Consider the following 25,987-nt stretch of genomic DNA (forward strand, 5'->3'; position numbering starts at 1 on the left):
CCTAGTCTAATAAAGTACAAAAATATCTGTGTTCATCTGCGTTTAATTAATACTGCTTGTACCTTACTTAAATGGGAAGTGCTATATTTCATTCTTCCAGTTAATTTATTACAATCCCGATAGGAAGAAAAATCTGGAAGCGTGTTTCCCCTGCTTGGGAGTGAAGTTGAATTTTGCCATGATGTCTATCAACTATAAGATTATGAACAATATCTAAACCTAAACCACTACCTTGACCAACTCCTTTCGTAGTAAAAAATGGTTCAAAAATGCGGGACTGAATTTCTGGAGGAATACCAGATCCATTATCAGCAATTTCTACGATTAAATAGTCATCATTTTGGAAAGTACGTATGCAAATTTTACCTTTTCCTTCTAGAGCATCAATAGCATTATCAATCAAATTTGTCCAAACTTGATTAAGTTCACTACCATAGGTGCTGATAAATGGTAAATTCTGCCCATACTCCCGTTTTATATCAATACCACCTTTTAATTTATGACGGAGCATGGTGAGAGTATTTTCAATTCCTTCATGGACATCAACTTGCTGAATATTAACTTGAAGTTGATTGATGTGAGCATAGGATTTAACAGATTTCACTAGTTCAGAAATACGAGCGCTACTTTGCTCAATTTCTTTAATTAGTGTTGCAGTTGTTAAATTAGCTGCTAACCAATGAATGACATCATTAATAGCATTTGTAGGTATTTTTAGGGTAATAAGTTCTAGTTTGTGGCTATCCAAACCAGCATCTACTAAAACTGAAGTAATTTCCCAACTTTTACTTACTTGATGTTCTTCTAACCAGTCGGTAATTTCATCTTCAATATCGCTCTGCATGAGCAAATCAAGTTTAGTTGAAACTATACCAGCTTGAGTATGGTCTTGGAAGTCAGCCAAAAAATCTAATTGTGCATTAGTAAATGAATATTGATGCAGTCGTAAAGCTAGAGTTTGTGCTTCCTGAAAACGAGTTTGTAATTCTTCTGCTACTCTTGCTCCTGCTACGGCTGGATTTTTCAACTCATGAGCAATGCCTGCTGATAACTTACCCAGAGATGCCAGTTTTTCCTGCTGTTGTAGTTGTTGTTCAACTGTTTTTGTTCTTGCGGCTAAAGTCGAAATGACAATATCAGCTAAAGGGGGAAAAGTAGCAATAATTTGTTTAAAAATTTTGAGTTCTAGCTTGAGTATCCGACTAGCTACAGTTGCATATCCACTAACAACAGAATCAGTTTCTGTGAGAATAGAAAGCTCGCCAATAAACTCACCTCGTTGATGTTTAGCAAGTATCTTTTCCTGACCCCCTAATTGCTTTGTTACCTGAATTTCTCCCTCTAAAACAACGTGAAAGTCATAACTGCTATCACCTTCTTTAAATAAATACTCACCACCACTCAAATTTATCTCAGTTCCATATTCTTTCAGATGTTGCAACACTTCATCTGACAAGCGGGGGAAAAGAGTAGCAGAATTATTGGATTCTTGCTGCATGAAAACTCCTTATTAAAGAAAGCGGAACGTTTCTACGTCGTGATGATGAATGATTTTCTAAAGCTTTCTGTAGAGACGTTGTAAATAAAGTCTCTACAGATTTTCACAGCATCGCTGATGCTATAGCCTTTCCCACTCTAGTTAGATACAAAATTACCCCTCCCCAACCCTCCCCTTGGTAAGGGGAGGGTGCGCGACAGCGCGGGTGGGGTGTATTTCATGAGCTTGGGAATTGCTATATAAAGCTTAGTAAACTAGGTTGCCAGTACCACGTAATTGTCGTAAAGAATTGACACAAAAAGGACAGTCGCACGAAAAGATCCTAATTGCCGCATCGCTTTCCTCCTCGGTAAAATCCAGTTCTGCAATGTTGCTATCAGATGGCTGCATCGAGAGTACCATTGATTTAGGTGCAGGAGCCGCCTTTGGATCTCTCTCAGCATCTCGGATACACACAAAATCTTTCATCCCGTGGGGATTAGTGATACAGGTACGGCCATCATTCGTGTGTATTAATCGCTGGTTAAGATCAACGCCAGCATGGGCAGGATTGATTATCCCCAGTGTAGACATCAAGGATGTAAAAATTGAGGAACTAGCAAGCAAATTAAGTATAAGCTTTTTGTTCATAAATTTCCTAAAAGAAGATAGCTGACAGTCTAGGTTATGCGATTCATTATCAAAGATCCAGTGCATTTTGGAACTAATTTAATGTGTCAGTAGCAAGTTAGGAATTAGGAGACAAGAAGTAGAAAGCAGAAGCAATATAAATATTACCTCCTTATCTCTGTTATCTCACCTATCACCTCACTCATCACATGATTTAATCTCGACTGGAAGACGAATTTGAAAGCAGGTGTTACCAGAACAGGAGGTAAATTTGATATCACCTTGATGCTTGCCAACTACAGTCCGGTAAACAATATCTAAACCTAATCCTTTACCTTTCCCAACACTCTTGGTGGTGAAAAAAGGTTCAAAAATGCGGGATTGAATTTCTGGTGATATACCATGTCCATTATCAACAATTTCTATTAAAATTTGTTCATTTTCGCATTTAGTCCGGATGTGAATTTGACCTTCACAACCAATAGCATCTAAGGCATTATCAATTAGATTTGTCCATACTTGATTTAACTCACTAGCGTAGGCGCTAATTCTAGGTAAATTACCGTATTCTTTCGTTATGACTACGCCATTTTTAACTTTGTGGTGCATCATTTTCAGGGTACTTTCTATGCCTTCATGGACATTGACCTCTTGTAGAGGGGCGCTATCCATGTAGGAATAATCCTGAAGTGCCTTCACAAGCTCCGATACACGGGCTGAACCTGTTTCTAGTTCAGAAAGCAATCCCAGTCCCGTTAACGTGGATTCTAGCCAGGCTAAGATCGCGCCTAAAGACTCAGATGGTAATTGCTGAGTCATTTTGTCGATGTCTTCGCAATTTAGTCCGATCGCAACTAAGGTAGGAGCTAATTTCCAACCATCCTTAACTCCATGATTTTCTAGCCAGTCGATTAATTCATCTTCGCGATCGCACTGAGACAAGGGAGATAATTGGGAAAACTTTTGCTGCCGCTCAATTACATCTTTTTGCAAAGTAGCCAAATATTTGACTTGTTCCTGATTCAGTTGCTGCTGACTCAGTTGGAGAACCAGAGATGGTAAATCTTGAAATAGCTGTTGCAGTTCCCCAATACCACGTCTGACCGCAGCCATGGGATTATTCATCTCATGAGAAAGTCCAGCAGCCATCGTTCCTAAAGCAGCTAATTTTTCCCGCTGCTGGGACATAGATTGTAATTCCTGTAACCGCTGTGCTGTTGTTTGCAAAATAGAAGTAGTCACAGCAGGCATTGTAGCCAGCATTTGCCAAAATATATCTTTGTCTAATTCCAGAATATGGCAAGGCTGCACAGCTTTACCAGTACCGGGTAATCGGGTTTCTCCAGTTAACATTAGCAACTCACCAAACAAGGTTTTTGAGCCATAGTTGACCAAAATAATCTTTTGATTACCTACTTGTTGAGTAACTTGCACTTCACCATCAATCAAGATAAAGACTTGATCCGCAGGATCTCCCGCAGCACGATGGATATCACCAGGTTCAAGCCAAACTTCTTTTCCTTGTTCGCACAACCACCGCAACTGTTCATCAGTTAAGTCTGCAAACAGTTTCACTTCGCGTAAAGCTTCTATTTCCAGCATTGCAATTAAACATCCGAATAAGGAATGGGTTATTGGTTATTGGTCATTGGTCATTGGGCATTGGGCATTGGGCATTGGGCATTGGTCATTGGTCATTGGGCATTGGGCATTGGGCATTGGTCATTGGTCATTGGTCATTGGGCATTGGGCATTGGTCAAGATATATCTTTCTTCTGACTCCTGACTCCTGACTCCTGACTCCTGACTCCGAACTCCGAACTCCGAACTCCGAACTCCTTACAAAACCTTAGCTAGATACTGATGAATAAAACTTACACAAATAGAACCTTCCCCGACTCCTGAAGCAACGCGTTTCACAGAACCATGATGCACATCACCGACAGCAAAAATACCGGGTATGCTGGTTTCTAGGAGGTAAGGATCTCTGTCTGCATACCATCCCTTTGGACGTTTCCCATCCTTAAACAAATCTGGGCCAGTGAGAATAAAACCGCGCTCATCTCGCTCTACAATGCCTTCTAACCAGTCGGTGTGAGGGACTGCACCGATAAAAATAAATAGTGAGTTAGCCGCGACGGTTTCCTGTTCATCGGTGACATTGTTAAGGATAGTTAAAGCTTCTAAACTATCTTCTCCTTTAGCTTCAATGACGCTGGAATTAAGTTGGACGATGATATTTTCTGTAGCGCCAATTTGGTCAACTAGATACTGTGACATTCCCTTAGCGAGATTGTCTGCGCGAACCAACATATGTACTTGTTTGGCAAATTTACTAAAGTGCATGGCTGCTTGTCCAGCGGAGTTAGCTCCCCCAATAATGTAGACTTGTTCATTACTACATTCCATTGCTTCAGTCATAGCTGCGCCATAATAGACACCGCGACCTGTGAGTTTTTCAATTCCGGGTACGTTTAAACGTCGCCAAGATACTCCCATTGCCAACATTAAGGCATGACAAGCAATTTCTGAACCGTCTTTAAGAAGGGCGTAACGATAGGAGTCGTTGATGCGAATACCGATGACTTCTTGGGGTGTGAGAATTTCTACACCAAAGCGTTTGGCTTGGGTAACTCCTCTTCTGGCTAAATCTGCACCGCTCAGACCGACAGGAAAGCCAAGATAGTTTTCAATTCTAGAGCTTGTACCGGCTTGTCCTCCTGGGGCTTCTCGTTCGATCATGACTGTTCTTAGCCCTTCTGATGCGCCATAAACTGCGGCGGCTAAACCAGCAGGGCCACCACCAATAATGGCTAGGTCATAAAATGGTTGTTTGGCTTGGGTTTGCAGTCCTACTTTTTCAGCGATTTGAATATTACTAGGTTTGACTAAACGTTCTCCGTTTCCTAGGATGACGAGGGGGAGGCTGAGTTTGTTTTCACCACTGTAGTTGAGTAAATCTTGGGCTTCTTGGTCGCGTTCAATGTCTAACCATTGATAGGGAACATGATTGCGGGCGAGGAAATCTTTGATGTTATGGGAGTCAGGAGACCAACGATTACCAACAACGCGAATGCCTTCAAAGGGTGGATGGTAGGAGGCTAACCAGTCATCAAGTAAGTCGTTGAGTATGGGATATAAACGTTCTTCTGGTGGGTCCCAAGGTTTGGTGAGGTAGTAGTTGATATTGGTTTTATTGATGGCTGCAATCGCAGCGTCGGTATCAGCGTAGGCTGTGAGTAATGCTCTTTTGGCTTCGGGAAAGATGGTGATTGCTTCTTGGAGAAATTCGATCCCGGTCATTTGCGGCATTCGCTGATCTGCCAGAAATAAAGCTACTGTTTCATTGCGTAATTTTAATTCTTTGATGGCTTCTAGTGCCTGTGCGCCTGAGTCTGCGCGTAAGATGCGGAAGCGATCGCCATATTCTCGCCGTAGATCACGAGCGATCGCTTGTAACACCTGTGGGTCATCATCCACCGTCAGAATCATCGGTTTATTCATAATTTTTTCTTTGTTTTTTCCAATTCTGATTATTGTGCAAAATAGATACAGCTGTATGCATTTGAATGAGGTAAATCATAGCCCCCTCCTCGCAAGCGGGGAGGGGGTTGGGGGTGGGGTTTTTGTATCTCAATCAACCGATAACCGTTATAGCAATCCAGAAAAGTTGTCATAGCTTGAATCGCGTAGCCATACAGAAAAAGACTTTTACTCCTGATTCATAACTCCTGGATTCTGCTATATTACTGCAAATTACATACCTAAATTATTACTATCTTGTTGATTCACTACCAAGCGCAAAACTGATAAAACCAAAATTATTAAAAATAACACCAAACCAATTGTACAAGCATAGCTAATTTCTAAATTACTAAATGCTTGCTCATACAAATAGTAAACAATTGTTTTCGAGCTATTGAGAGGGCCACCCCCAGTCATTATGTAAACTTCTTCAAATACTTTAGTAGCCGAAATCGCTGAAATTACTGCTACCAAAGCTAAATAAGGCTGCATTAAAGGAATAGTTATATCCCAATGTTTACGAATACTATCTGAACCATCAATTGCTGCTGCTTCATAGATATCAACAGGAATAGATTGCAGTCCAGCTAAATAAATTACCATATAGTAACCTAAACCCTTCCAAATCGTCACAGCCATGACACTAGCAAGAGAAATGGGTACAATTCCTAATATTTTTACTGGGCTAGTTAGCCAAGGAATTCCTTCGGGAAATATATTTAAAGTTTTGATAAATTGATTTAGTAATCCGTTCTCAGCATATAACCATTTCCAAGCTATCCCCGCAACTACCATTGAGATTACCACAGGGGTGTAATATGCAGTTCTAAACCAATTCATTCCCCGCAGTTTTTGATTTACCAAAATTGCCAAAATTAAGGGAGCAATTACCAAGATTGGCACAACACCAACAAGATAGAGAAAGGTATTTTCTAAGGTTTTCCAAAAAACAACATCTTTCCACAAACGAAAAAAGTTGTCAAACCCTACCAATTTAGGTGCTTCCCCAATATCTTGGTAACTAGTAAAGCTAAGGTAAAAGGCTTGTAGGGCTGGCCAAAAAACAGTTAAGCTTAAGATCGCTAAAGCTGGTAATAAAAATAAATAAGGCGTTAATTTCTGTTGAATAAAAATCCGCTTATTAGGCATGAATTGATCAAACATAGTTATGCTTAAACTCTCAGTAGTGTGTATTCTACATTATATAAAATATATATATTACATTAAGTGCAGTTGATTTAGTTTTCATCAGAACTTACGGATAAGTAAGGTGAACATCAAACTTTACCAAATGTAAAATCTCAACTTCTTTGACTTCCTACGTAATTTCCACAATTAGCTAATCATATTCAGAACAAACTTAGCACATTTTTTTGATAATTATAACTAATACATGGTCATCTAAAATGTATCAATGATTAGTCAATTTTTAGAAATTTGAATATTGACTTTAATTGACAATTTTTTGTTCCCCTAAATTTAGCGAATGCGAATTATTTGCAATTCTCTCATGAGATTATATTATCAAAACCCTTTCTAGGTAACACTTCCATTGATTATTATGGACAAACATAATTTACTTTCACCATGCAAACAGACAGCAAGTAAGTTAATTAGTAATCCTTAGTTTTTTATATATTTTGCGTTATATTTACTTTATAAAATGTTACTTTTAAGACTTTGATTTTTAACCCGAAAGTATTGGTATAATTTTTCAAGTGCATAACAACACTGTGAGGAGCAAGACTTTGACAAACGCAAAATTTTCGACTATGGTAGCCCTTAGTTGGGTGAGGTTTATAGGAGCAGCTATCCTAAGTTGCCTTTTTGTCGCTACAGCTATTTCACGCAAGCCCGCATCTGCTGTTGAGAACTTACTTATTGAAAATCAAAGCAGTGAAGTAATTTCTAACCAAACTTCGCAACTATCTTCTTTACCTGATCAACAAAAGGTGACAGCAGAAGAAACAGCACTGGCACAAAAGCTAGTGGATTCCCAACAAGTTGAACCTATTGCTATTAAGCAGCAACCAAAACTAATTGCTCAAATAGATTCTTCTGGAAGTGTCGGAGATACTTTTGGTGAAAGTAATGAATTGCGCCAACAGTTGTTAATCGAACCCATTGTGGGATCAACAGGCAAACGTCGATTAACCGCAGCACCTTCATCAAGTGCTGGTACACCTACCGCTTATGGTGCAAGTTTTGGTCAAGCATTCATTGGTGGTGGAGCATTCTTCCCCCTAGAAGACGGCGATGTTGACGGTTCTCTGTCTCTTGGTTTCGGTTTAGGAGATGCAGTAAAATCTGTGGGTCTAGAAGTTGCCACTAATATCATTAGTGTCGGTGGTCAAGAAGAAAACCTCGGCGACTTTGGTGATAGTGGAACCGTTGGTTTTAAACTACATAAATATTTACCAGATGGTACAGCAGTAGCTGTTGGTTGGTCAAACCCAGTCAAATGGGGAGAAGCAAACCAAGCAAAAGAGACCATCTACGGAGTAGTTACCAAATCATTTAATCTAGTAACTGTTTCTGTCGGTCTTGGTTCTGGTAGCTTTGCATCTAAAGGTGCGCGTCAAGCTAATGAAAATGCAGTGAATGTTTTTGGTAGTTTAGGTTTAAGAGTTGCACCAGCAGCATCTCTGGTGAGCAGTTGGACTGGAAACAGTCTCAACCTAGGAGCTTCTTTTGTTCCTTTGAAGAATACTCCCATAGTTGTTAATACCATTTTCACCGACGTAACTGATAATTTGAATAATGGTGTTGGCTTTAGTCTGAGTGCAGGGTATATTTTCCAGTTCTAATCATCTAAATTTTTTCACTGCTGAAATTTAAGGCAAAAGCATGAGTAAGCAAAAATTGACCTTCAAAGTTGGCCTAGTATTGATGTTATTGAGTTCTCTAGTGGTTTCCCCTCTCAGAACCAATGCTGGTCAGTTTGTTGTTCCAGGAACTAGTCCAGATTCATCGGGTGTGACTGGTGATAGTTTCGGTTTTGGTAATCAAGGAACACAATCAGGTGATGGCGTGTCTGTGGGTAATGATGGGATAATTAATCCCTCACCCAGAATTCAAGATAAGTTGAATTTAACTGCTGTCAATATCATTAACAGTTTTAAGAGAAATAGCCTCATTATCATTCTTGTCATAGGCAGAGAAGGTGCTGAAAATGCAGCCACAACGGTAAACACCCAATTTGTCAATTTAGGTGCTTCATCGTCAACAGTGCAAGAATTAGTAAAAAACCTATTTCGTCTTTGCTTCTCTCGTATAGCCTCTGTTCCTGGGCTTCCTGTTGGGCAATTAACCCCAGGACAGCCAGTAGCAAGTACTAAATCTCTAAAGACTATTTCTGTGATTGCCCAGGTAGATCCAACAAATAATATCGACATTAATACAGCGAATGTGGATATCAATCAGTTGAATGCTGCTATTAGTGCCTACAACCAGATTGTTCGTGAAAGTAATGTTGAGACTCTTAAGAAGCTTTCGCAAGATGAAAATTTTCAAGAAGCTGGTAGAGTGCTGAGAGAGCTAAGGGCTGCTCTTCAATAGGCTGATCCTATATACCTCATGCAATAATTTATTAAATGTTACCATGTCTTTCTCAGAAAGCATGGTAATTTTCTTATTACACTTTCTTTTACCTTATTGCCTGGATAAAACCTCTCACATTAAAAACAATTTTCATATTGGTATGAATAGCTGCCAATGCATTAACTAAGATAAAAATAAAATTCAGTGCAAAGTTTAGATAAAGTTTAGATTGTATTATGAGCTATTTCTAATGTAACGTGCATAATGAAGCATCACTAGTAAGCAATGATCTTATTAGCAACTTGATATCAAGGCTTTCGCCATTTATAAAGGAATATAAGAGTAATTTAAGGAAAAATTTTTTCTACAAATGCCAAGCTTTTTGAATAAATGTCTTACCAGATTCAAAGTGAATTCGGTTACAGTCTCAAAAATTTAACCTCAGTTTTGTTAGTGAAAACAGCAGCATTAGAGTACAGAGCTAATTTACTAGTAGTTGATGATCATCCAGATAACTTACGTACATTATCTGTCATCCTTAGCAAGGAGGGGTACAAAGTTAGAAAAGCAATCAGTGGAGAAGTTGCCTTAGATACAGTTAAAGTTGACGCACCGGATCTGATTCTGTTGGATATCAAGATGCCAAACCTTGATGGCTATACAGTCTGCTCAATGCTGAAAAAAAACCATGAAACTCGTCATATTCCCATCATTTTTCTAAGCGCCCTGAACACTGCTGCTGATAAAGTAAAAGGGTTTGAAATGGGAGGTGTTGACTACATTACCAAACCTTTTCAAGCAGAAGAAGTATTAATTAGAGTTCATCATCAACTCACTATTGTTAGACAAGGACAAGAACTTTATCAACATAATCAGGTTTTAGTCAAAGAAATTCAGGAGCGCAAGCGAATTGAAACCAAACTTAAATTGTTACTAACAACAATTAATTTAGTCGGTCAAGCCCCCGATTTACATCATGCTCTAGAGGATGTTTTGCGTGAGGTTTGTCGAATGATTGATTGGGACTATGGTGAGGCTTGGATTACAGACTTAGATGGGACATCATTGCAACTAAGTCAAGCTTACTACAATTGTTCTGATCAAGCTTTAAGACAGTTTCATGAAGCAAGTTTAAATTACACTTTTACTTATGGAGTAAAACTTATAGGACGAGTTTGGGCAACGCAGCAACTGGAATGGATTGAAGATATTTTACAAGTGGGGGAAGATGTATTTTTAAGGCTTGAACTAGTGCAGGGTGCAGGATTAAAAACTGCATTTGCTGTACCCATTACCATAGAGGGAGAGGTACTAGTGGTGATGTGTTTTTTCAAGCGATCGCTCTTAGACTATAATTCAGAACTTGTAGAGTTAGTAAAGGCTGTTGCTCTAGAATTAGGTGGATTTATTGCCCGCAAAAAGACTGAGGAAGCTCTTAAACAAGCAAATAAAGAATTACTCCGGTTAGCAAATCTAGATGGATTAACACAAATTGCCAATCGTAGATGTTTTGATGACGCACTCAGTCATGAGTGGCTACGACTAAAAAGAGAAAGATTACCCTTGGCTCTGCTCCTGGGCGATATAGATTATTTTAAGTATTATAACGATTACTATGGTCATCAGGCAGGTGATGAATGTCTGCGGCAAGTAGCACAGGCATTGGTACAAAGCTGCAACCGACCTGCTGATTTAGTCGCTCGCTATGGTGGAGAAGAGTTTGTGATTTTACTACCCAATACTGATTTAGAAGGAGCAATTTATATCACCAATAAAATTCAACAAGAAATAGCCAAGATGGCCATCCCGCACCAATGTTCTTTAGCAAATGAGTTAGTAACATTGAGTATTGGTATTAGCAGTATGATTCCTACAGACGAGACTGCACCAGAAGATATGATTGCCGCAGCAGACCAAGCACTTTACAGGTCAAAAGCCCAAGGACGCAATACTTACTGTGTATATTATAGAGGCTAATTACCGATTATTCCCAATTACAAATGATAGGAACTTCCAAATAAAAAAAGCCCCCAATTTTTAGGGTGGGTTATTGCCGCTTAACCCACTATTATCCCTAAATTGATGCCTAAGTTGATGATGAATTACGGACTACTTTGCTAACCCACCCTAGTATGTTTTGGTATAGATATTTTATTGATATAAAATAATCAAATTTAATTGTTAAGAACTAATAAGTTAATTGTTAACATTAACTTATTAGACTATCATTCCAATAGAAACTAGCGTTCCACTGAAACTGTTAGAAAAACGCGTATTTTTTCTGGCAGCAAAATATTAGTGGTACTGAAGATAGAATCGCCAAGAAATTGTTAATATTTCAGACAATTGAATTTTAAGAAAATTGGCTAATATTCCTGTCTTCTAAACTTTAGTTGATGATACGTACACAACTGATGGAATCTCAGCGCCAGATTTTAATCCGCTTTCACTGGCGCTTTTTCATAGCGATGTGTCTTACATATCCCGATTAAAAAATCACCTCCAGCAAAGTTCAGTTACTGGAGGATAGAATCAAAGACATTGGAATGTGGACTAGTCTTGATACCAATTTATCCTGCTCACCAAGCAATTCACTCTATCGGAGGGAAAGGTTTGTTAGTTATCTTCAATACGTCAAATGATGGATTTTTGTAATTTTCCTGGTAGCTCAAAATTCTCTTGAATTAAGGAATTAGGACTTTATACCGAACCCTCTATACCAAAAATATGGCATCAATATAGATGTGCTACCAAAACCGCTTAGGAACTCCCTCAAGCGGTTTTGTAGTAATTTTCTTAGCTTGTTTATATACCGAATGATTAAAATTGGCCAAATCTTGGTGCTTTTTAGGCAAATAAATCATCAGGCATATTAGTCAGGTGCGTCAGATGCCGAAAATCTGTTAATTTTTACCGAATTTTGGAGTCTGACGCACCCTACAATCTTACATTGAGTGTGACACGCAGTTTTAGTTATAAAAAAAGACCCCCGGTTATAGACCGAGGGATTCTGCAAGTCGGAAATATCGCACAAAGACATTCGCGAATCTAGGATAACAATGCAACAAACAGAAAATCTGCCAAAATGCCAAATACAAAAAGCTTTAGTATCTAAGTAATCAATAAATCAATAAAATAGTATTATTTTAGGACTAGCCCTTTCAAGGTGACTAAGAGGATGTTTGAAAACTTTGTCGTGTGGGATCTAACACTTGTAGATCCCCCTAAATCCCCTTTAAAAAGGGGGACTTTGAAGAATTTAGCCCCCTTTAAAAAGGGTGGATCTCAATCGATTCTGATACTTTTCAAACATCCTCTAATGGAAATACGTCATTTCCATGAGATTATCTTAAACCCTCTGCCCATATTTGGGGTTTTTTGAAGGTTTAAACAACAAATCTTCGTTCCAAATTTCACCACCTTGAAAGGGCTAGTATCTTTGGCCAAGCGTTTTCCAATTTCTTGCTGCTTCTTCATCTGCCCGCTTTTTATCCACCACAGCATCATCAGTTTTTCTTTCTGATTCCCTAAGTTGGCTGTTTGTAGACGTTTTTAAGTTCTTCTTTGCTCTCTGCTATTTCAATCTTAAAAGGGCGGCTCATGGTTATTTTATTTTATCAAGTTTGTTCCTTTTATTATATGCAGCTTCATATAAAAATGGTATGACTTACATAATAACTTATTCAAGGACTTCAATGTCATCTTGTTCCGCTTATCATTTTGTAGAAGTACTTGATTCATTAAAGTAAACTTGAGTAGTTTTAGCAGGACACTTTAATAAGCCTTGATTGTACAGTATTGGAGGTAAATCTTTCCTAGACAAAGAAGCTGATCTATTTTCTTTGCAAAGAATACTTATCGTTTTCAGTTGCTTATTGTCAGAAATAGGAACTGCAAAAATAGCACCAACATATAAATTAAGTCTGAACCTCCACTGATCTTTACAAGCATCTTGGAAAGCATATAAGTAAATACTATTAGTAACATTAGTGTTATTATCACCTGCTCTACTATAGTAACCATAGCAGCTTGAAGGATCTGTAAAAAGCCAATCTGTCAATGATGGGTCTTTACCAAATCTATCAGGAAACAGAGTAAATTCTTTTTTCTTTAAAAAAATTTTTTCTTGCTCTTTTAGCATAATTTCTAAATTACTTTTTGCCTGTAAAATTAATCTTTCTCTCTTGTCACTCATTGCCTTATTACCGCCATCTGGGCTTTGACATCCAGCCAAAAGCAAATTGAGCGACATAATATTAACAGCCAAGAGCCTTAAAAATAAATAACAAAATTTTTGATTTACTAACAAAAAATTTTTTGACTTCTTTAGATATTGGAAGTAATTAATTTGTTGTAACATACCAAAGTAATCAATTTTATAAATAACTCATTTTCTAACTACAAAGAATAACTAATATCATGTCCAGTTGCTCATTTATATTCGGGAAATCTGTGAAGAAACCATAAAACCCTGCTCCCTGCGGATTTAGTGATAAGTTTTTCACCGAACACGATATTATATTAGAAGTATTACTGTAGCAAGCCTAAACTAGGCAACGGAAATATCATTTCCACTAACAATACCTTGTCCATTTTCGGTAGGTTGGGTTAAGCGACAGCGCAACCCAAAAAATGCGTTGGGTTTCATGCTTCAACCCAACCTACAAATCAAGGTTTTTTCCAATTTGGACAAGGTATTGCACTAATCAAAGGCTTATTCGATAACGTCGCTATTTGCACAGTGCGATCGCTGATCTTGTAGGTTGGGTTGAGGAACGTTCACGAAGTGTGCCGGAGGCATAACCCAACATTAATCAACTATAATTAATCATAAAAATATTTCCACATCATCAATATCCAAGGCTATTTGATTCTTAACAACCGCCTCAGAATCAATTCTAAGCCTAATAGCAAAAGTCGTCTAAAGACTACCAAAATAAACTCTCAGCGCCATAACTGCTGCGATCGCACTCAAAAAAACAAATACAGCAAGGAAAACGGGTAATGGGCAGTACCAGACTCGAACTGATGACATCCTGCTTGTAAGGCAGGCGCTCTACCAACTGAGCTAACCGCCCGTTTTTGTCACTTATTTAATATAGCACAGGGTTTGAAAATTTTGCAAGTATTTTGAAAATTTTTTTGTCTATGCACTATACTGACTCAGTACGGGCTAAATGCCGAGCTAACCGCACTCTATCTTAAAAGATGCCCTCTGGTCAGACGCACGATCGCATTACTATTTGGTCTTTGCCATTTGTGGCTGGTGTGACTTTGGTTTCGACTCGCAGCAGTAATATGACTTTGTTGGTGGCGGGTGGGTTTATGTTTGGGGGGTTGATGTTTGGCCCCGATTTGGATATTTACTCCCGTCAATTTCAGCGTTGGGGTTTTCTCCGTTGGATTTGGCTACCGTATCAAAAAAGTCTGCGCCATCGGTCTTTTTTATCCCATGGGCCAATTATTGGCACGACTTTGCGGGTGGTGTATCTAACGAGTTTTTTGGCGGTTGTCGGGATTTTGGCTTTGGTGTTGTTTGCGAAGTTGGGGAATGTGGCGTTGAATTGGGGGGATGTTTGGAGGGGTGTGGGGCGATCGCTCTTTCTCTATTATGGGGAATTTTTTGCTCTGTTTGTGGGGTTTGAATTGGGGGCTATGAGTCATTCTCTGAGCGATTGGAGTAATTCGGCTTATAAGCGGTTTCAAAAGCAGGGGATGCAAGGGTTACTTCCTAATGGCAAAATGAAGAGGCGGAAGGGAGTAAAGGCGGTTAAAAAACGCAGAGGGACGCTGAGGTAAACGCAAAGGGACGCTGAGGTTTTATGGTAGATAATGGGGTTTTGGTGGCTTTGCAGGAGTTGATTGATGTGGTGGCAAAATTGCGATCGCCTGGAGGTTGTCCTTGGGATTTGGCACAAACGCCCCAAAGTCTTACTCCCTGTGTAATTGAGGAGGCTTATGAAGTGGTTGATGCAATTCAAACTGGGGATAAAAATGCGATCGTAGAAGAGTTAGGTGATTTATTATTACAGGTAGTATTACAAGCTCAAATTGCTAGTGAAGTCGGTGATTTTTCTCTACAAGAGGTGGCTGAGGGTATTTCTCAAAAGTTGATTCGTCGTCATCCTCATGTTTTTGGTGATGTCACGGTAAAAAATATTGATGAGGTACGTCAAAATTGGGAAACTATCAAAGCCGCAGAAAAGGGAGAAACACCAGAAGCTCAAAAACTGAGTGATAAACTTAGTCGTTATCGGCGTAGTCTTCCCCCTTTAAATGCAGCGATGAAGATTTCTCAAAAGGCTGCGAATGTTGGTTTTGAATGGAATAATGTGGATGAAGTTTGGGGAAAATTTCACGAAGAGTTAGGGGAATTTCAACAGGCTTTAGCTGAAGAAACTAAAGAAAGACAAGAATCAGAATTAGGTGATTTACTATTTGCAATAATTCAAGTTGCTAGATGGCATAATCTTGATCCTAGTGCAGGTTTGCAAGGTACAAGTCAGCGATTTATCCAGCGGTTGCAAAAAATGGAGGACGTTATTGATCGTCCTCTGACAGATTATAGTTTGGAGGAGTTAGATGCACTTTGGCAACAGGCAAAGGCTAAACTTGCTCAGGGGTAATTACTTTGGCGTAGTCTGCCGGATGCATGATTACAAATTGCTTTAAGATTTGTTTGTATCAAACCACTTTTCATACAAAGCTTGATAAGTTCCATCTTCTCGTAAATTGAGTAAAGCTCTGTTGATTTTTTTCCTATAAGGACTTTCGTTAGGTAGAACTATACCGTAGTTTTCTTCCCGGAAAATACTACCAACAACTTCTACCTTACCTTTGCCTTCATTGGCTGCATAAAATAGGAGTACAGGAGCATCAAATACAATAGCAGCTGCTTTTTTGGTTAATAGCGCATCATAAGCTTGTTCAATTTTAGGGAATTCTGAAACGGTAATTTTTTTTTCTCGCAGGTATGCTGCTGCCGTACTACCAGAGGTTGTTGCTACTACTTTACCTGGGAGATCGTTTATACTTCTAATATCACCTTGAAGTTGCTGTACAGTTAACTCTGTCGTAGCACTAGCCGTAAAGTAAGCGACGAAAATAATAGCGATAAACATCCAGATAATAGCTAAAATTCTGCCGATAGCACCTTTGGGCATTTCGTCAACTTGCGCCCCTAATGTGGCAGCTGCCCACCAACAAGCTTTGAAAATACCAGGAAAGTATGATTTGGGAATCATCCCATCTGGGTGATGGCGTTCAGATAACCAAATTATATGGGCTGCAATTATCACCAGTACTAAGGCTACACCAATCACTTGCAACAGGCCTGCCGAGAAAAATAATTGCCAAATATTGGATAAAGAATTACCGCTTGTTACTTGCTTGGGTACTAAAATCTGAAGTCCTGAGGCAAGCATGGGTAAGGAAAAATCAAAATTTTCCTGACGTTGGGCTGTAATGGAAATGGCAGAAATTCCTAAATCAGCTTTATTCTCTTTAACGGCAGTTAGTAAGTCTGCTACGGTGGGATATTCAACAAATTTAGATTCTACATTCATCTGCTTGGCGATGCTATCCCAAAGATCAATACTAAATCCTGATAACTTACCTTGATCAGAAAATACAAAGGGTGGTATTTCTCTTGTAGCTACTAATAAAGGTTGTTGGGATTCTGGGTTTTGGGCAAGTCCGGGAGCAGATATCAGTAATAATACTAGCATTCCGCCTATTAATCCTAGCGAAATATGATGCTTTCTGGCAAGGTAGGCAATGATTTGGCGAAATCGAATAGAAAGGGCTTGTACCATAGAAATTTGCGTTGAGTCAAACAAAATAAAACATAGTATTTATTTATCATGCTTACCCAAGCGCAAATATTATATTTTTGATACACAGCTTGTTACCAAGGATTACCAATAACTGTAAAAGCAGACCAATAATAAGGGTGGGAAAAAGTTTCATCTCCCAATTCTGCTAACTCTGGTGGGAGTTGTAAATCCTGACTAGATCCTTGTAACTTACCCATTTGCAAACTTACTTTCCCTCTCAGCATGGCAACTTGCGCTTGTCGGAGTGCTTCTGCTTTGAGTGGTGTCTTCTGTAAATGTTGATAAAATTCAGTCATTAAAGCTAAGGTTCCCATATCGCTAACATTCCAAAGACTCGCTAAAACTGATTTCACTCCTGACTTCACTGTTAACCCCGCAAAACCTAATTCTGCTTCTCGATCTCCCAATGCAGTTCTACAAGCACTCAAAACTAATAAATCTACTGGTGGTTGACCCAATTTCAATTTTTCAATCTCATCTATTCCTATTCTTTCATTACCCCAGAACTGAATATAAGATTGATTAGGTTTTCCTGGTTTAAATTCTGCATGGGTAGCTAAATGAATAATTCCAAAAGGCTGTTTTTTTCTCTGTTCTTGTAAATTCTTGACTGTAAACTGTTGATTAACAAATTGTTTACCTAACCACAATTCTTGAGTAATTCTCTCCAATTCTACTGGTACGGCTGGTAAAGATTCAAGTTGAGAAAATTCGGATGCACCCATAGCCAAAACTTGTGCATTTTTAATTTTATTGTAGTCAGTTTTGATCAGGTTAAAAGCAGGAATCCGAGCAATACTATACTTTTCTACTATAAAGCTTTCTCCGTCATGCAATGCTGCTAAGGGTAGAGTCCGTAAACCAGAACCTAAACAGAAAAGTAATGTATCTATTTTTTCTGCTTTGAGAGTGGGTTCTAATGGTTTTACCATCCATTCATATAGTTTTTGGGCTGGTTTTAAATATGATTTAGTCTTGCGTCTACTGGGACTGGTGATTTCTGCCTTTAGTTTTTTGACAAGATTAATCAAAGTTTCTTTATCAGCATCTGTGACACTATAAACTTCTGGCTTTTTACTGGGAGTAATTATTACTAGTTGCAGTTGTTTCTCTCGCGGCCATATCCAGATTACCGCAGGGTTGCTGGCAGTTTGTTGAGATAGATTAGAAAGAGTTTTTGCTATATCTTCAGCCTTGAGTGAAAAATCGCCAAGATTTTGGTTAAAATACTCTTCATAATCTGTTTCCCAATGTTTTTCAACTTCATTGACTGCTGTAGTAAAGTCTTTGGTTTTGAGAAATCTATCCCAGTCTTGTTCTTTAACAGCGATCGCAGGTTGATGTTGGAAAATTAGGCTCAAGGTAATTGAGCTCAAAAATACTAATATTAGTAATAAAGGAAAGATAATCCATTTTTTTAATCTATTGTGAAGCATTAATTTACCCCAAAAGTATTGTAGGTTGGGTTGAGGAACCAAACCCAACAACCCAACATTAGTAAATACCAAACAGGTTGACATTTAGATCATCTGTCTGAATCAGGATTTAAGGATGAACAGGATGAAGATGCTATCATCAATCACCTATTAACTAAACAAGAAATTAGCACCAAATAGATTGATATTTACGTCAGCACCAATAAAGCCAGATATACCCGATAAAGTAGCTAATAACTGACCAGTTCCAAAACCAGAATTACCACCAATACCATCACCAATTCGTACTTGTGTATTCGCAGCTGATGTAATCACATCAAGATTAGTAATACCTGTGAAATTTAGTTTATCACCACCAACACCACGCACAAACTGAGTAATAGTATCTGCACCATCACCAAAGGCATAGTTGACAATATCCACAGCACCATCGTTTAAACCCAGGTTGAGTTTATCGTTACCAGTTCCACCAATCAAAGTATCTGCACCAGCATTACCAGTCAGGGTATCGACACCAGCACCACCTATTAGAGTATTAGCTGCTGCATTACCTGTGAGGACATTATTGAGAGTATTCCCAGTACCATTAATCGCAGCAGTTCCTTGTAAAGTTAGATTTTCTAGGTTATTTCCTAATGTGTAACTAACAGCACTGAAAACAGTATCAGTTCCTGCATTAGCAGCTTCAGTGATGATATCTCCGACATTATCAACATAGTAGGAATCATTACCCAAACCACCAATTAAGGTATCAGCACCAGTTTTACCATCCAGGATATTATTACCGCTATTGCCAGTGAGGGTATTATTGAGAGTGTTACCAGTACCTTTAATGGCCGCTGTGGCGGTCAAAGTTAACTTTTCCAGATTGGTTTTTAATGTCCAAGTGATAGAAGATTCAACGGTATCAATGCCGCCATTTAAACCTTCACCAATGATATCGCCAATATTGTCCACTACAAAAGTATCATTGCCTGCTCCCCCAATTAAGAAGTCTGCACCTGTTCCCCCATTCAAGTAATCATTACCATTTCCACCAGTTAAATCATCGTTTCCTGCACCTGCTTTAATCCAATCATTAGCAGCATTCCCGCCAAAGCTGACTGTACCAGCAAAGCTGCTTAAATCAAAGCGTTCAAATCCGATGATTGTTGTCCCCAGTATATCTAATTGATTGGTGGTGTTAGTGGTATCAATCGCAATAGCATCGGTAGCAGATCCATTGGTAATTATCAGGGTATCTGTGCCTGTGATGCCTTTGAGGGTATCATTTTGTTGCAGGGTAGAAAAGGTGCTGGTGATGGTGTCATTGCCACCTTGAGCATCTATGATATCTTTTTGGGCTGTGGTGGTGAAGTTTTCGCTGTTGGCTGTACCTGTGATGATGTTAGGAATAAACTCACTCACGTCAATAATCTTTAAGCCACCTACATGATCAGCAACATAAGCGTAGCTGCCTACTACTTGTACACCGAAAGCATAGCCAGGAGTATCATACTCTCCCACTAAAATGGGCGTAAATATTACCGGAATGATCAACTGTTTTTCGGAGAATAACCCACCTTGATCTGTCGTGCGAACACGGATGCTATAGGTGTTTTTAGTTTGATAGTCAAAAGTTCCATTAGTTTTTAATTGATTGTCGACAATGGTAAAGGATGCGTTATCCGTGTCACCTGAACCTGTGACTAAGCTATAGGTGAATGTGTTACCTGTATCTGGATCTGTGGTGGTGAAGTTGCCAACTACTGACCCAATGGCTTCATTTTCCACTACTGCGCTATTGCTGAGAGTTAGATCCGTGGGAGTTTCATTAAAGTTGCTAATACCAATAGTTAACTGTTTATCATAAAATAACCCACCTTGGTCAGTAGTGCGAATACGGATATTGTAGGTATTCTTGAATTCAAAATTAAAAATGCCATTGCTGCGGAGTTGATTTCCCACAATGGTAAAGGATGCGTTGTCTGTTGAACCTGTACCAGTAACTAAACTATAGATGAAGGTATTGCCTACATCTGGATCAGTAGTTGTGAAGTTGCCAACTACTGTACCAACGGCTTCATTTTCTGCAATATTGCTGTTAGATAGGGTGAGATTGGTTGGTACTTGGTTGAGATCGCTGATGTCAATAATCTTTAAGCCACCTTCTCCATCAGCTACATAAGCGTAATTGCCAACTACTTGCAGATCTCGAATACCATTAGATGTATCATAATTGCCCTTGAAGATGGGGGTTGTGGGGTTGCTGATGTCAATGATTTCCAGTTTTGAAGCATCAGCTACATAGAGGTCAAGTTCTGAACCACCATCAGTTACATAAGCGTAGTTACCTACTACTTGGACATCATAAGCATTACCAGGTGTATCATAAATGCCTTTAAGAGTGGGGATTGTAGGATTGCTGATGTCAATGATTTCTATTCCTGAACTGCCATCAGCTACATAAGCGTAGTTGCCTACTACTTGGACATCATAAGCATTACCAGGTGTATCATAAATGCCTTTAAGAGTGGGGATTGTGGGATTGCTGATGTCAATGATTTCTATTCCTGAACTGCCATCAGCTACGTAAGCGTAGTTGCCTACTACTTGGACATCATAAGCATTACCAGGTGTATCATAAATGCCCTTAAGAGTGGGGATTGTGGGATTGCTGATGTCAATGATTTCTATTCCTTTATCATATTCAGTCACATAAGCATAGTTGCCGACTACTTGCACACCATAAGCATAACCAGATGTATCATAATTGCCCTTGAGGGTGGGAATAGATGGGTTGCTGATGTCGATGATTTGCAGTCCTGAATATTCATCAGCAACATAAGCGTATTTGCCTACTACTTGCACATCCCAAGCATTGCCAGATGTATTATAATTTCCCTTAAAGATGGGCGTTGAGGGGTTAGTGATATCAATGATAGAAAGTCCTGACCAATAATCAGCCACATAAGCATACTTACCTACTACTTGCACACCATAAGCAATGCCAGCTATATCATAATTGCCTTTGAGGGTGGGTATAGACGGATTGCTGATATCGATAATCGAAAGTCCTAAACCATTATCAGCCAAATAAGCGTAGTTACCTACTACTTGTACGCCAGTAACACCATAAGGATAATCAGAAGTATCATAATTCCCCTTGAGGATAGGGGTAGATGGATTGCTGATGTCAATGATTTCTAGTCCTTTATCATAATCAGCGACAAAAGCGTAGTTGCCTACTACTTGGACATCCCAAGCATAGCCGGGTGTATCATAATTACTCTTGAGAGTGGGGGTAGATGGGTTGCTGATGTTGATGATTTGCAATCCTGAGCCATCAGCGACAAAAGCGTAGTTGCCTACTACTTGTACACCATTAGCATAGCCAGGTGTATCATAATTCCCCTTGAGGGTAGGGGTACTGGGATTGCTGATATTAATGATGGAAAGTCCTGAATCACCACCAGCAACATAAGCGTAGTTACCTACTATTTGCACCCCATAAACACCATCAGATGTATCATAATTCCCCTTGAGGGTAGGGGTAATGGGATTGCTGATGTCGATGATTTGTAGTCCTGAATCTCTATCAGTTACATAAGCATAGTTGCCTACTACTTGCACATCCCTAGCATAGCTGGGTGTATCATAACTGCCCTTGAGTGTGGGTTTAGTGGGGTTGCTGATGTCGATGATTTGTAGTCCTTTATCATCATCAGCCACATAAGCGTAGTTGCCTACTACTTGTACACTTAGACCACCAGAAATTTTGTAACTTCCCTTAACAATGGGCTGGGCAGGATTGCTAATATCAATGATATCCAACCTATCGCCCACTGCATAAGCGTAGTTACCAACGACTGTCAAAGCATTGGCATAGCTTAAACGATCCCATTCCCCCACTAATATGGGTATAAATACTCCTTGATAGGTTGCTAGAGTTTCTTCACTAAAAATAACAGATGTCCCATTATTTTCAGGAATATTAACTTCTAACTCCCAATTTCCCCCTAAAGCTGCATTTCCCGTTTTTGTTGCTGACGCGCTAATGGTTGCGTTGGTAATCTCATGTAATTTTCTAATAAATTCTTCTCCAGCATCTCCCGCAGCGACATTACAGCCATAGAGTAGAATTCTTTTGCTTTGCCAACGCTGCAACAATTCAGCATATTTACTGATGTTATCTAAATTCAGTTGACTATTCCCTAAATACAAACATCCCGGAGAACCGTGAGAAACGATATGAATGGTTGTAATTTGGGTATGTCGTTCTAAAACTTCCGTAATTTCCTCAATTCCGTCTCGATTTTGGGAAAGGATAACTGCTTCTACACCCTCCATAACTCCTGTTTGTAGGGTTTGATAGTCAGAAACAGAGGAATCAATGAAGACAATGGTAGAGGTTTGATTGAGTAAATAGTTGTTTAGCATATTTTTGATTTTTGCACCTGGTAATGAAGTGTAGTTTCTTGTTGCATTGTAGATAGGGTTTAGCATTGCTAAACCCCTACCAATTAATTTTAATGCACAGACTTTTCGGAGACTAAATTCATTAATGCGGAATTGTGCAATTTTGGATGAAAAATGGGGAATTAGGGTTTACCGTTCAGAAATCCAATCAATACCACTCCTAGGATAATTGATCCGCCACTAAGTATAAATGACCAGAAGCGATGGTAACTGTTGACAATTGTGCCGTTTTCGCCTTCTAGTTGGATTAAATCCATCCAAGGCATAACTCCCCGACGAAACCAACCAATAGTTCCAACTTGTTGACCAATCAGGGTTTCTACCCGCTTCATCCCAAAGAGGAAGTTACCAATGGGGCCAAAACGTGAGGCGTAATGTAAATAAAGCATTCCGCTGGGGTCTTGGAGTTTCAAATCAGAACCAAATTTATAACCAGAGTCACCACGACCGATTAATTCCCCTTGTAATTTGGCAGGTTGTCCACGCAAAGGACTTGCATAGGGGTCTGACATTAAGGTGAGAATATCTGTTGCTGGTGCTTTCATGTAGTCGGGGAACATGACAAAGGCTTTGATTAATATGCCGATTCCTAAACCAATAAATGGCGCACCCAGCATTAAACCTGGGTTGGAGGTGGTTGAAACTGACCAAAGTAACACGCCGATAAATAAGCCAAGAAATAAACCGATCGCTTCTGCACCATATAAGACAACATCTAAGAAGAAGTTGCCGTAAAGCTTTTTCTTATTCAGGGTCTGACCTTCACCCATGACTTTTCCCATGTCAAACTCTGTGGGTAAACCCAGTTGTTCTGCATAGGTGCTAAGGGCGCGGACTCGTTTACCTGTGAGGGGATGAGTTGAGTTTAATTCCATCCACCAACCCCAAGGGTTAAACATATCCCACAAAAAGATGCGACCAATTTTTTGCGGGTCGGAGGAAATGCGGTAAGCTGTACCGGTTGTGGTTGCGGCTTTGTGGTCATAAATGCCTAAAGCACGAGTTCCTTCGATTAAACGGCTGGGTTCTTGGGCGCGTGAACCTTCTTCTACGATGCCATAGGCAATTTTGACTAAGGCGCGGGAGAGTCCGTTGGGATTTCCTGTGGTTTCGGCTGCAAAGTGGTCTGCAAAATATTCTCTGGTACGAGAGAGATATAACAGCAGGTAAGTACCAATAATGTAAAAGATGTAAGCAACAAAACCAGCAGTTTCTAAAGCATCTTTGATTTTGTTGTCGCCACCACCACGGGTAAATCTGCGGGCTGTGCTGTAAACCAGGTAGCAAATCTGGACTAAGGTGGAAGCTACCGTCATGACGGCAAAGTCCCAGTGGACTATATGCCCTAGTTCGTGGGCGTAGACGGTAGCAACTTCATCATCGTCTAAGTAGGTGAAAAGTCCTTGGCTGACGACTAACCGGGCGCTGTTAGGTAAGGAACCGTAGGTAAAAGCGGTGGGGTTTTGGTCGTCGATGATTCCCAGTCGGGGGGTGGTGATGTTTTTTTGCTGACAGACTTGGCGAATAATTTTTCCTGTTTCTGGGCTGAGGTTTTCGATTTCTGCTAAGTTTACCCAACGAGTTTTGTAAAGCCAGTTTTGGCTTAAGTCCATGAGGAAGGGAGAAAAGAAAAAGGCAGCTAGATTGAATATTAAGGTAATAGCGATCGCGATCGCTAGTCCAGTTACAGGATCACTACTGCTGGCAATCAATACCAGGCTTAAACCTAAAACAAACACCATCCCAAATAACAAGGCTATGGTGATACCAGATGCTAGGGCTAAACTCCCACCTACTCCTTTCATTGCCAAGTTCACTCCCACGGCTGCTGCACGTCCCGCTTTTTGGAAACTAGGCTGAGTGACTGATGAGAAAAATGGACGGTCTTGCTCTGCCCATTCTCGTACCTGTGGGTTATCACTGTTGATTAACTTTTGCCACAGAATTGTCGCTTGTTCTGTATCGCCTGTTTTTTGATAAGCTTTCATCAGCCACATTTGGGCTGTCAGGTAATCGGGAGAGTTCAGTTCTAGGGAGTTTTGGGAAAATTCCTCTAGGAGATAAACTGCTTCTTGATATTGCCCTTGTTGAAAGGCATCTAACCCTGATTGCAATGACATTTTATGATATCCCTGATAGAAAGGGTGATATTTTATTCCATGAATACTCAATAGATACAGTATTCGTCATCTTAATGTCGCAAAAGTTAAAGAAGAGGTAGTCAGATTTTTTTGGCTATCCTGCCCTTTACTGCTTTGCCAACCGATAAAGTAAAGTAGAACGTTTTTGAGTATCAGGAGCAACTATGTACGTGCTAATTGGTGGAGCAGGCTTAGTAGGGCTGTCTTTGGCTCAAAAATTGGTAGAACTAGGGCATACTGTAGCCATCATTGATATTGACTCTACCGCTTGCCGCTACGCCCGTGAACAAGTCGGAGCAATGGCTTTTGAAGGCAGCGCTGTGAGTACAGAAGTGTTGTTAGAAGCAGGAATTCGTAAAGCCAATTCCTTAGCAGCTGTTCTTAGAAGTGATGCCTTGAATTTGGCGCTGGTAACTCTGGCCAAGCACTACGGTGTTCCCCATATTTTGAGTCGAATGCGTCATCCCGATTTTGCCGAACCACTTCGTATAGTAGGAGCCAACCATATTATCAGTACTGTGGAATTGGCGGTTTCAACAATGGTGAATGCTATTGAGTACCCGCAAGTGGAATCAATGATGCATTTTGACCAAGGGCAAATTGAGGTTTTAAAACTTTCTATTCCCACAAATTGCTATGTAGTCAATCGTAGCGTTGCTGAAATTGCTCAAGATTCTCGCTTTCCCACTGGCTCGTTAATTATTGGCTACCAACCCCACCCTCAGGAGGATTTGATGATTCCTAATGGCAGTACAGTACTAGAACCGGGTTCAACCATACTGATTGTCACCAAGCCAGGGTGTGTACACCAAGTTATTGATTTTATCGAAGGGTGTGAAAATAGGTAATTGGTAATAAAGGAACTTTCAAATCAAAAAATATTCAATTAATTCTTGTGGGGTAGGCATCTTGCCTGCCCTTAAACCCGGACGAGCTAGAGAGTCA

General features: G+C 39.7%; 17 protein-coding genes and 1 tRNA gene. 7 read left to right on the top strand and 11 right to left on the bottom strand.

Annotation, left to right across the window (positions count from 1 at the left end; all coding sequences use genetic code 11):
* Window positions 1–100: 100 nt before the first annotated feature.
* The 3 genes from ACOWPH_RS15995 to ACOWPH_RS16005 form a co-directional block, all read right to left on the bottom strand.
* A complete protein-coding gene (locus ACOWPH_RS15995) occupies window positions 101–1,498 on the bottom strand; it encodes an ATP-binding protein (RefSeq protein ID WP_015216368.1) in 1,398 nt (465 codons plus the stop codon).
* A gap of 246 nt (window positions 1,499–1,744) precedes the next feature.
* Window positions 1,745–2,128 (bottom strand): hypothetical protein, encoded by a 384-nt coding sequence (locus ACOWPH_RS16000; RefSeq protein WP_015216369.1) that lies wholly within the window; start codon window positions 2,126–2,128, stop codon window positions 1,745–1,747.
* Window positions 2,129–2,305: 177 nt separating this feature from the next.
* Window positions 2,306–3,709, bottom strand: coding sequence for an ATP-binding protein (locus tag ACOWPH_RS16005; RefSeq protein ID WP_015216370.1), 1,404 nt, complete (start codon window positions 3,707–3,709; stop codon window positions 2,306–2,308).
* Between the two features lie 24 nt (window positions 3,710–3,733).
* Between ACOWPH_RS16005 and ACOWPH_RS16010 the strand changes: the two genes are divergently transcribed.
* A complete protein-coding gene (locus ACOWPH_RS16010; RefSeq protein ID WP_015216371.1) occupies window positions 3,734–3,886 on the top strand; it encodes a hypothetical protein in 153 nt (50 codons plus the stop codon).
* A gap of 60 nt (window positions 3,887–3,946) precedes the next feature.
* Here the strand turns inward: ACOWPH_RS16010 and ACOWPH_RS16015 are convergent, their stop codons facing one another.
* Window positions 3,947–5,611, bottom strand: coding sequence for an FAD-dependent oxidoreductase (locus ACOWPH_RS16015; protein ID WP_015216372.1), 1,665 nt, complete (start codon window positions 5,609–5,611; stop codon window positions 3,947–3,949).
* 252 nt (window positions 5,612–5,863) lie between these two features.
* A complete protein-coding gene (locus tag ACOWPH_RS16020; protein ID WP_015216373.1) occupies window positions 5,864–6,796 on the bottom strand; it encodes a carbohydrate ABC transporter permease in 933 nt (310 codons plus the stop codon).
* 584 nt (window positions 6,797–7,380) lie between these two features.
* Here ACOWPH_RS16020 and ACOWPH_RS16025 point away from each other — a divergent pair.
* The 3 genes from ACOWPH_RS16025 (at window position 7,381) to ACOWPH_RS16035 (ending at window position 11,149) form a co-directional block, all read left to right on the top strand.
* Complete coding sequence (locus ACOWPH_RS16025; protein WP_150111040.1) at window positions 7,381–8,439, top strand: hypothetical protein; 1,059 nt, start codon at window positions 7,381–7,383, stop codon at window positions 8,437–8,439.
* Between the two features lie 40 nt (window positions 8,440–8,479).
* Window positions 8,480–9,190, top strand: coding sequence for a hypothetical protein (locus ACOWPH_RS16030; RefSeq protein WP_015216375.1), 711 nt, complete (start codon window positions 8,480–8,482; stop codon window positions 9,188–9,190).
* A 372-nt stretch (window positions 9,191–9,562) separates the two neighbouring features.
* On the top strand, window positions 9,563–11,149 hold the full coding sequence (locus ACOWPH_RS16035) for a diguanylate cyclase domain-containing protein (RefSeq protein ID WP_015216376.1): 1,587 nt from the start codon (window positions 9,563–9,565) through the stop codon (window positions 11,147–11,149).
* A gap of 1,738 nt (window positions 11,150–12,887) precedes the next feature.
* Here ACOWPH_RS16035 and ACOWPH_RS16040 read toward each other — a convergent pair.
* Together ACOWPH_RS16040 and ACOWPH_RS16045 are read right to left on the bottom strand one after the other, a co-directional pair.
* Entirely contained in the window at window positions 12,888–13,532 is a 645-nt protein-coding gene (locus ACOWPH_RS16040; protein ID WP_015216377.1) for a hypothetical protein, read from the bottom strand.
* 645 nt (window positions 13,533–14,177) lie between these two features.
* A tRNA-Val gene (locus ACOWPH_RS16045) sits at window positions 14,178–14,250 on the bottom strand.
* Window positions 14,251–14,380: 130 nt separating this feature from the next.
* Here ACOWPH_RS16045 and ACOWPH_RS16050 point away from each other — a divergent pair.
* The gene (locus tag ACOWPH_RS16050) at window positions 14,381–14,971 is read left to right on the top strand and encodes a metal-binding protein (protein ID WP_015216379.1); all 591 of its coding nucleotides are present in this window, start codon (window positions 14,381–14,383) and stop codon (window positions 14,969–14,971) included.
* A gap of 23 nt (window positions 14,972–14,994) precedes the next feature.
* Window positions 14,995–15,798, top strand: a complete 804-nt coding sequence (gene mazG, locus ACOWPH_RS16055) for a nucleoside triphosphate pyrophosphohydrolase (protein ID WP_015216380.1) — start codon at window positions 14,995–14,997, stop codon at window positions 15,796–15,798.
* 42 nt (window positions 15,799–15,840) lie between these two features.
* Here the strand turns inward: mazG and ACOWPH_RS16060 are convergent, their stop codons facing one another.
* The 4 genes from ACOWPH_RS16060 to ACOWPH_RS16075 form a co-directional block, all read right to left on the bottom strand.
* Window positions 15,841–16,986: a transporter substrate-binding domain-containing protein gene (locus ACOWPH_RS16060; protein ID WP_015216381.1), complete on the bottom strand. Its 1,146-nt coding sequence runs from the start codon at window positions 16,984–16,986 to the stop codon at window positions 15,841–15,843.
* A gap of 92 nt (window positions 16,987–17,078) precedes the next feature.
* A complete protein-coding gene (locus ACOWPH_RS16065; RefSeq protein ID WP_250855220.1) occupies window positions 17,079–18,368 on the bottom strand; it encodes a CHAT domain-containing protein in 1,290 nt (429 codons plus the stop codon).
* A gap of 225 nt (window positions 18,369–18,593) precedes the next feature.
* Window positions 18,594–22,928: a DUF4347 domain-containing protein gene (locus ACOWPH_RS16070; protein ID WP_242043081.1), complete on the bottom strand. Its 4,335-nt coding sequence runs from the start codon at window positions 22,926–22,928 to the stop codon at window positions 18,594–18,596.
* A gap of 95 nt (window positions 22,929–23,023) precedes the next feature.
* A complete protein-coding gene (locus tag ACOWPH_RS16075) occupies window positions 23,024–25,021 on the bottom strand; it encodes a zinc metalloprotease HtpX (protein ID WP_015216384.1) in 1,998 nt (665 codons plus the stop codon).
* 185 nt (window positions 25,022–25,206) lie between these two features.
* On the opposite strand from ACOWPH_RS16075, the gene ACOWPH_RS16080 reads away from it, so the two are divergent.
* Window positions 25,207–25,890, top strand: a complete 684-nt coding sequence (locus ACOWPH_RS16080; RefSeq protein ID WP_015216385.1) for a potassium channel family protein — start codon at window positions 25,207–25,209, stop codon at window positions 25,888–25,890.
* The last annotated feature ends 97 nt before the right edge of the window (window positions 25,891–25,987 follow it).

It is taken from the genome of Anabaena sp. PCC 7938, from assembly GCF_049315035.1.
Classification (GTDB): Bacteria; Cyanobacteriota; Cyanobacteriia; order Cyanobacteriales; family Nostocaceae; genus Anabaena; species Anabaena cylindrica.

What these genes read in the sequence shown, in the direction of transcription:
- ACOWPH_RS15995 (WP_015216368.1), bottom strand. Translation starts at nt 1,498, where the DNA reads ATGCAGCAAGAATCCAATAATTCTGCTACTCTTTTCCCCCGCTTGTCA.
- ACOWPH_RS16000 (WP_015216369.1), bottom strand. Translation starts at nt 2,128, where the DNA reads ATGAACAAAAAGCTTATACTTAATTTGCTTGCTAGTTCCTCAATTTTT.
- ACOWPH_RS16005 (WP_015216370.1), bottom strand. Translation starts at nt 3,709, where the DNA reads ATGCTGGAAATAGAAGCTTTACGCGAAGTGAAACTGTTTGCAGACTTA.
- ACOWPH_RS16010 (WP_015216371.1), top strand. Translation starts at nt 3,734, where the DNA reads ATGGGTTATTGGTTATTGGTCATTGGTCATTGGGCATTGGGCATTGGG.
- ACOWPH_RS16015 (WP_015216372.1), bottom strand. Translation starts at nt 5,611, where the DNA reads ATGAATAAACCGATGATTCTGACGGTGGATGATGACCCACAGGTGTTA.
- ACOWPH_RS16020 (WP_015216373.1), bottom strand. Translation starts at nt 6,796, where the DNA reads ATGTTTGATCAATTCATGCCTAATAAGCGGATTTTTATTCAACAGAAA.
- ACOWPH_RS16030 (WP_015216375.1), top strand. Translation starts at nt 8,480, where the DNA reads ATGAGTAAGCAAAAATTGACCTTCAAAGTTGGCCTAGTATTGATGTTA.
- ACOWPH_RS16035 (WP_015216376.1), top strand. Translation starts at nt 9,563, where the DNA reads ATGTCTTACCAGATTCAAAGTGAATTCGGTTACAGTCTCAAAAATTTA.
- ACOWPH_RS16040 (WP_015216377.1), bottom strand. Translation starts at nt 13,532, where the DNA reads ATGTTACAACAAATTAATTACTTCCAATATCTAAAGAAGTCAAAAAAT.
- ACOWPH_RS16050 (WP_015216379.1), top strand. Translation starts at nt 14,381, where the DNA reads ATGCCCTCTGGTCAGACGCACGATCGCATTACTATTTGGTCTTTGCCA.
- mazG (WP_015216380.1), top strand. Translation starts at nt 14,995, where the DNA reads ATGGTAGATAATGGGGTTTTGGTGGCTTTGCAGGAGTTGATTGATGTG.
- ACOWPH_RS16060 (WP_015216381.1), bottom strand. Translation starts at nt 16,986, where the DNA reads ATGGTACAAGCCCTTTCTATTCGATTTCGCCAAATCATTGCCTACCTT.
- ACOWPH_RS16070 (WP_242043081.1), bottom strand. Translation starts at nt 22,928, where the DNA reads ATGCTAAACCCTATCTACAATGCAACAAGAAACTACACTTCATTACCA.
- ACOWPH_RS16075 (WP_015216384.1), bottom strand. Translation starts at nt 25,021, where the DNA reads ATGTCATTGCAATCAGGGTTAGATGCCTTTCAACAAGGGCAATATCAA.
- ACOWPH_RS16080 (WP_015216385.1), top strand. Translation starts at nt 25,207, where the DNA reads ATGTACGTGCTAATTGGTGGAGCAGGCTTAGTAGGGCTGTCTTTGGCT.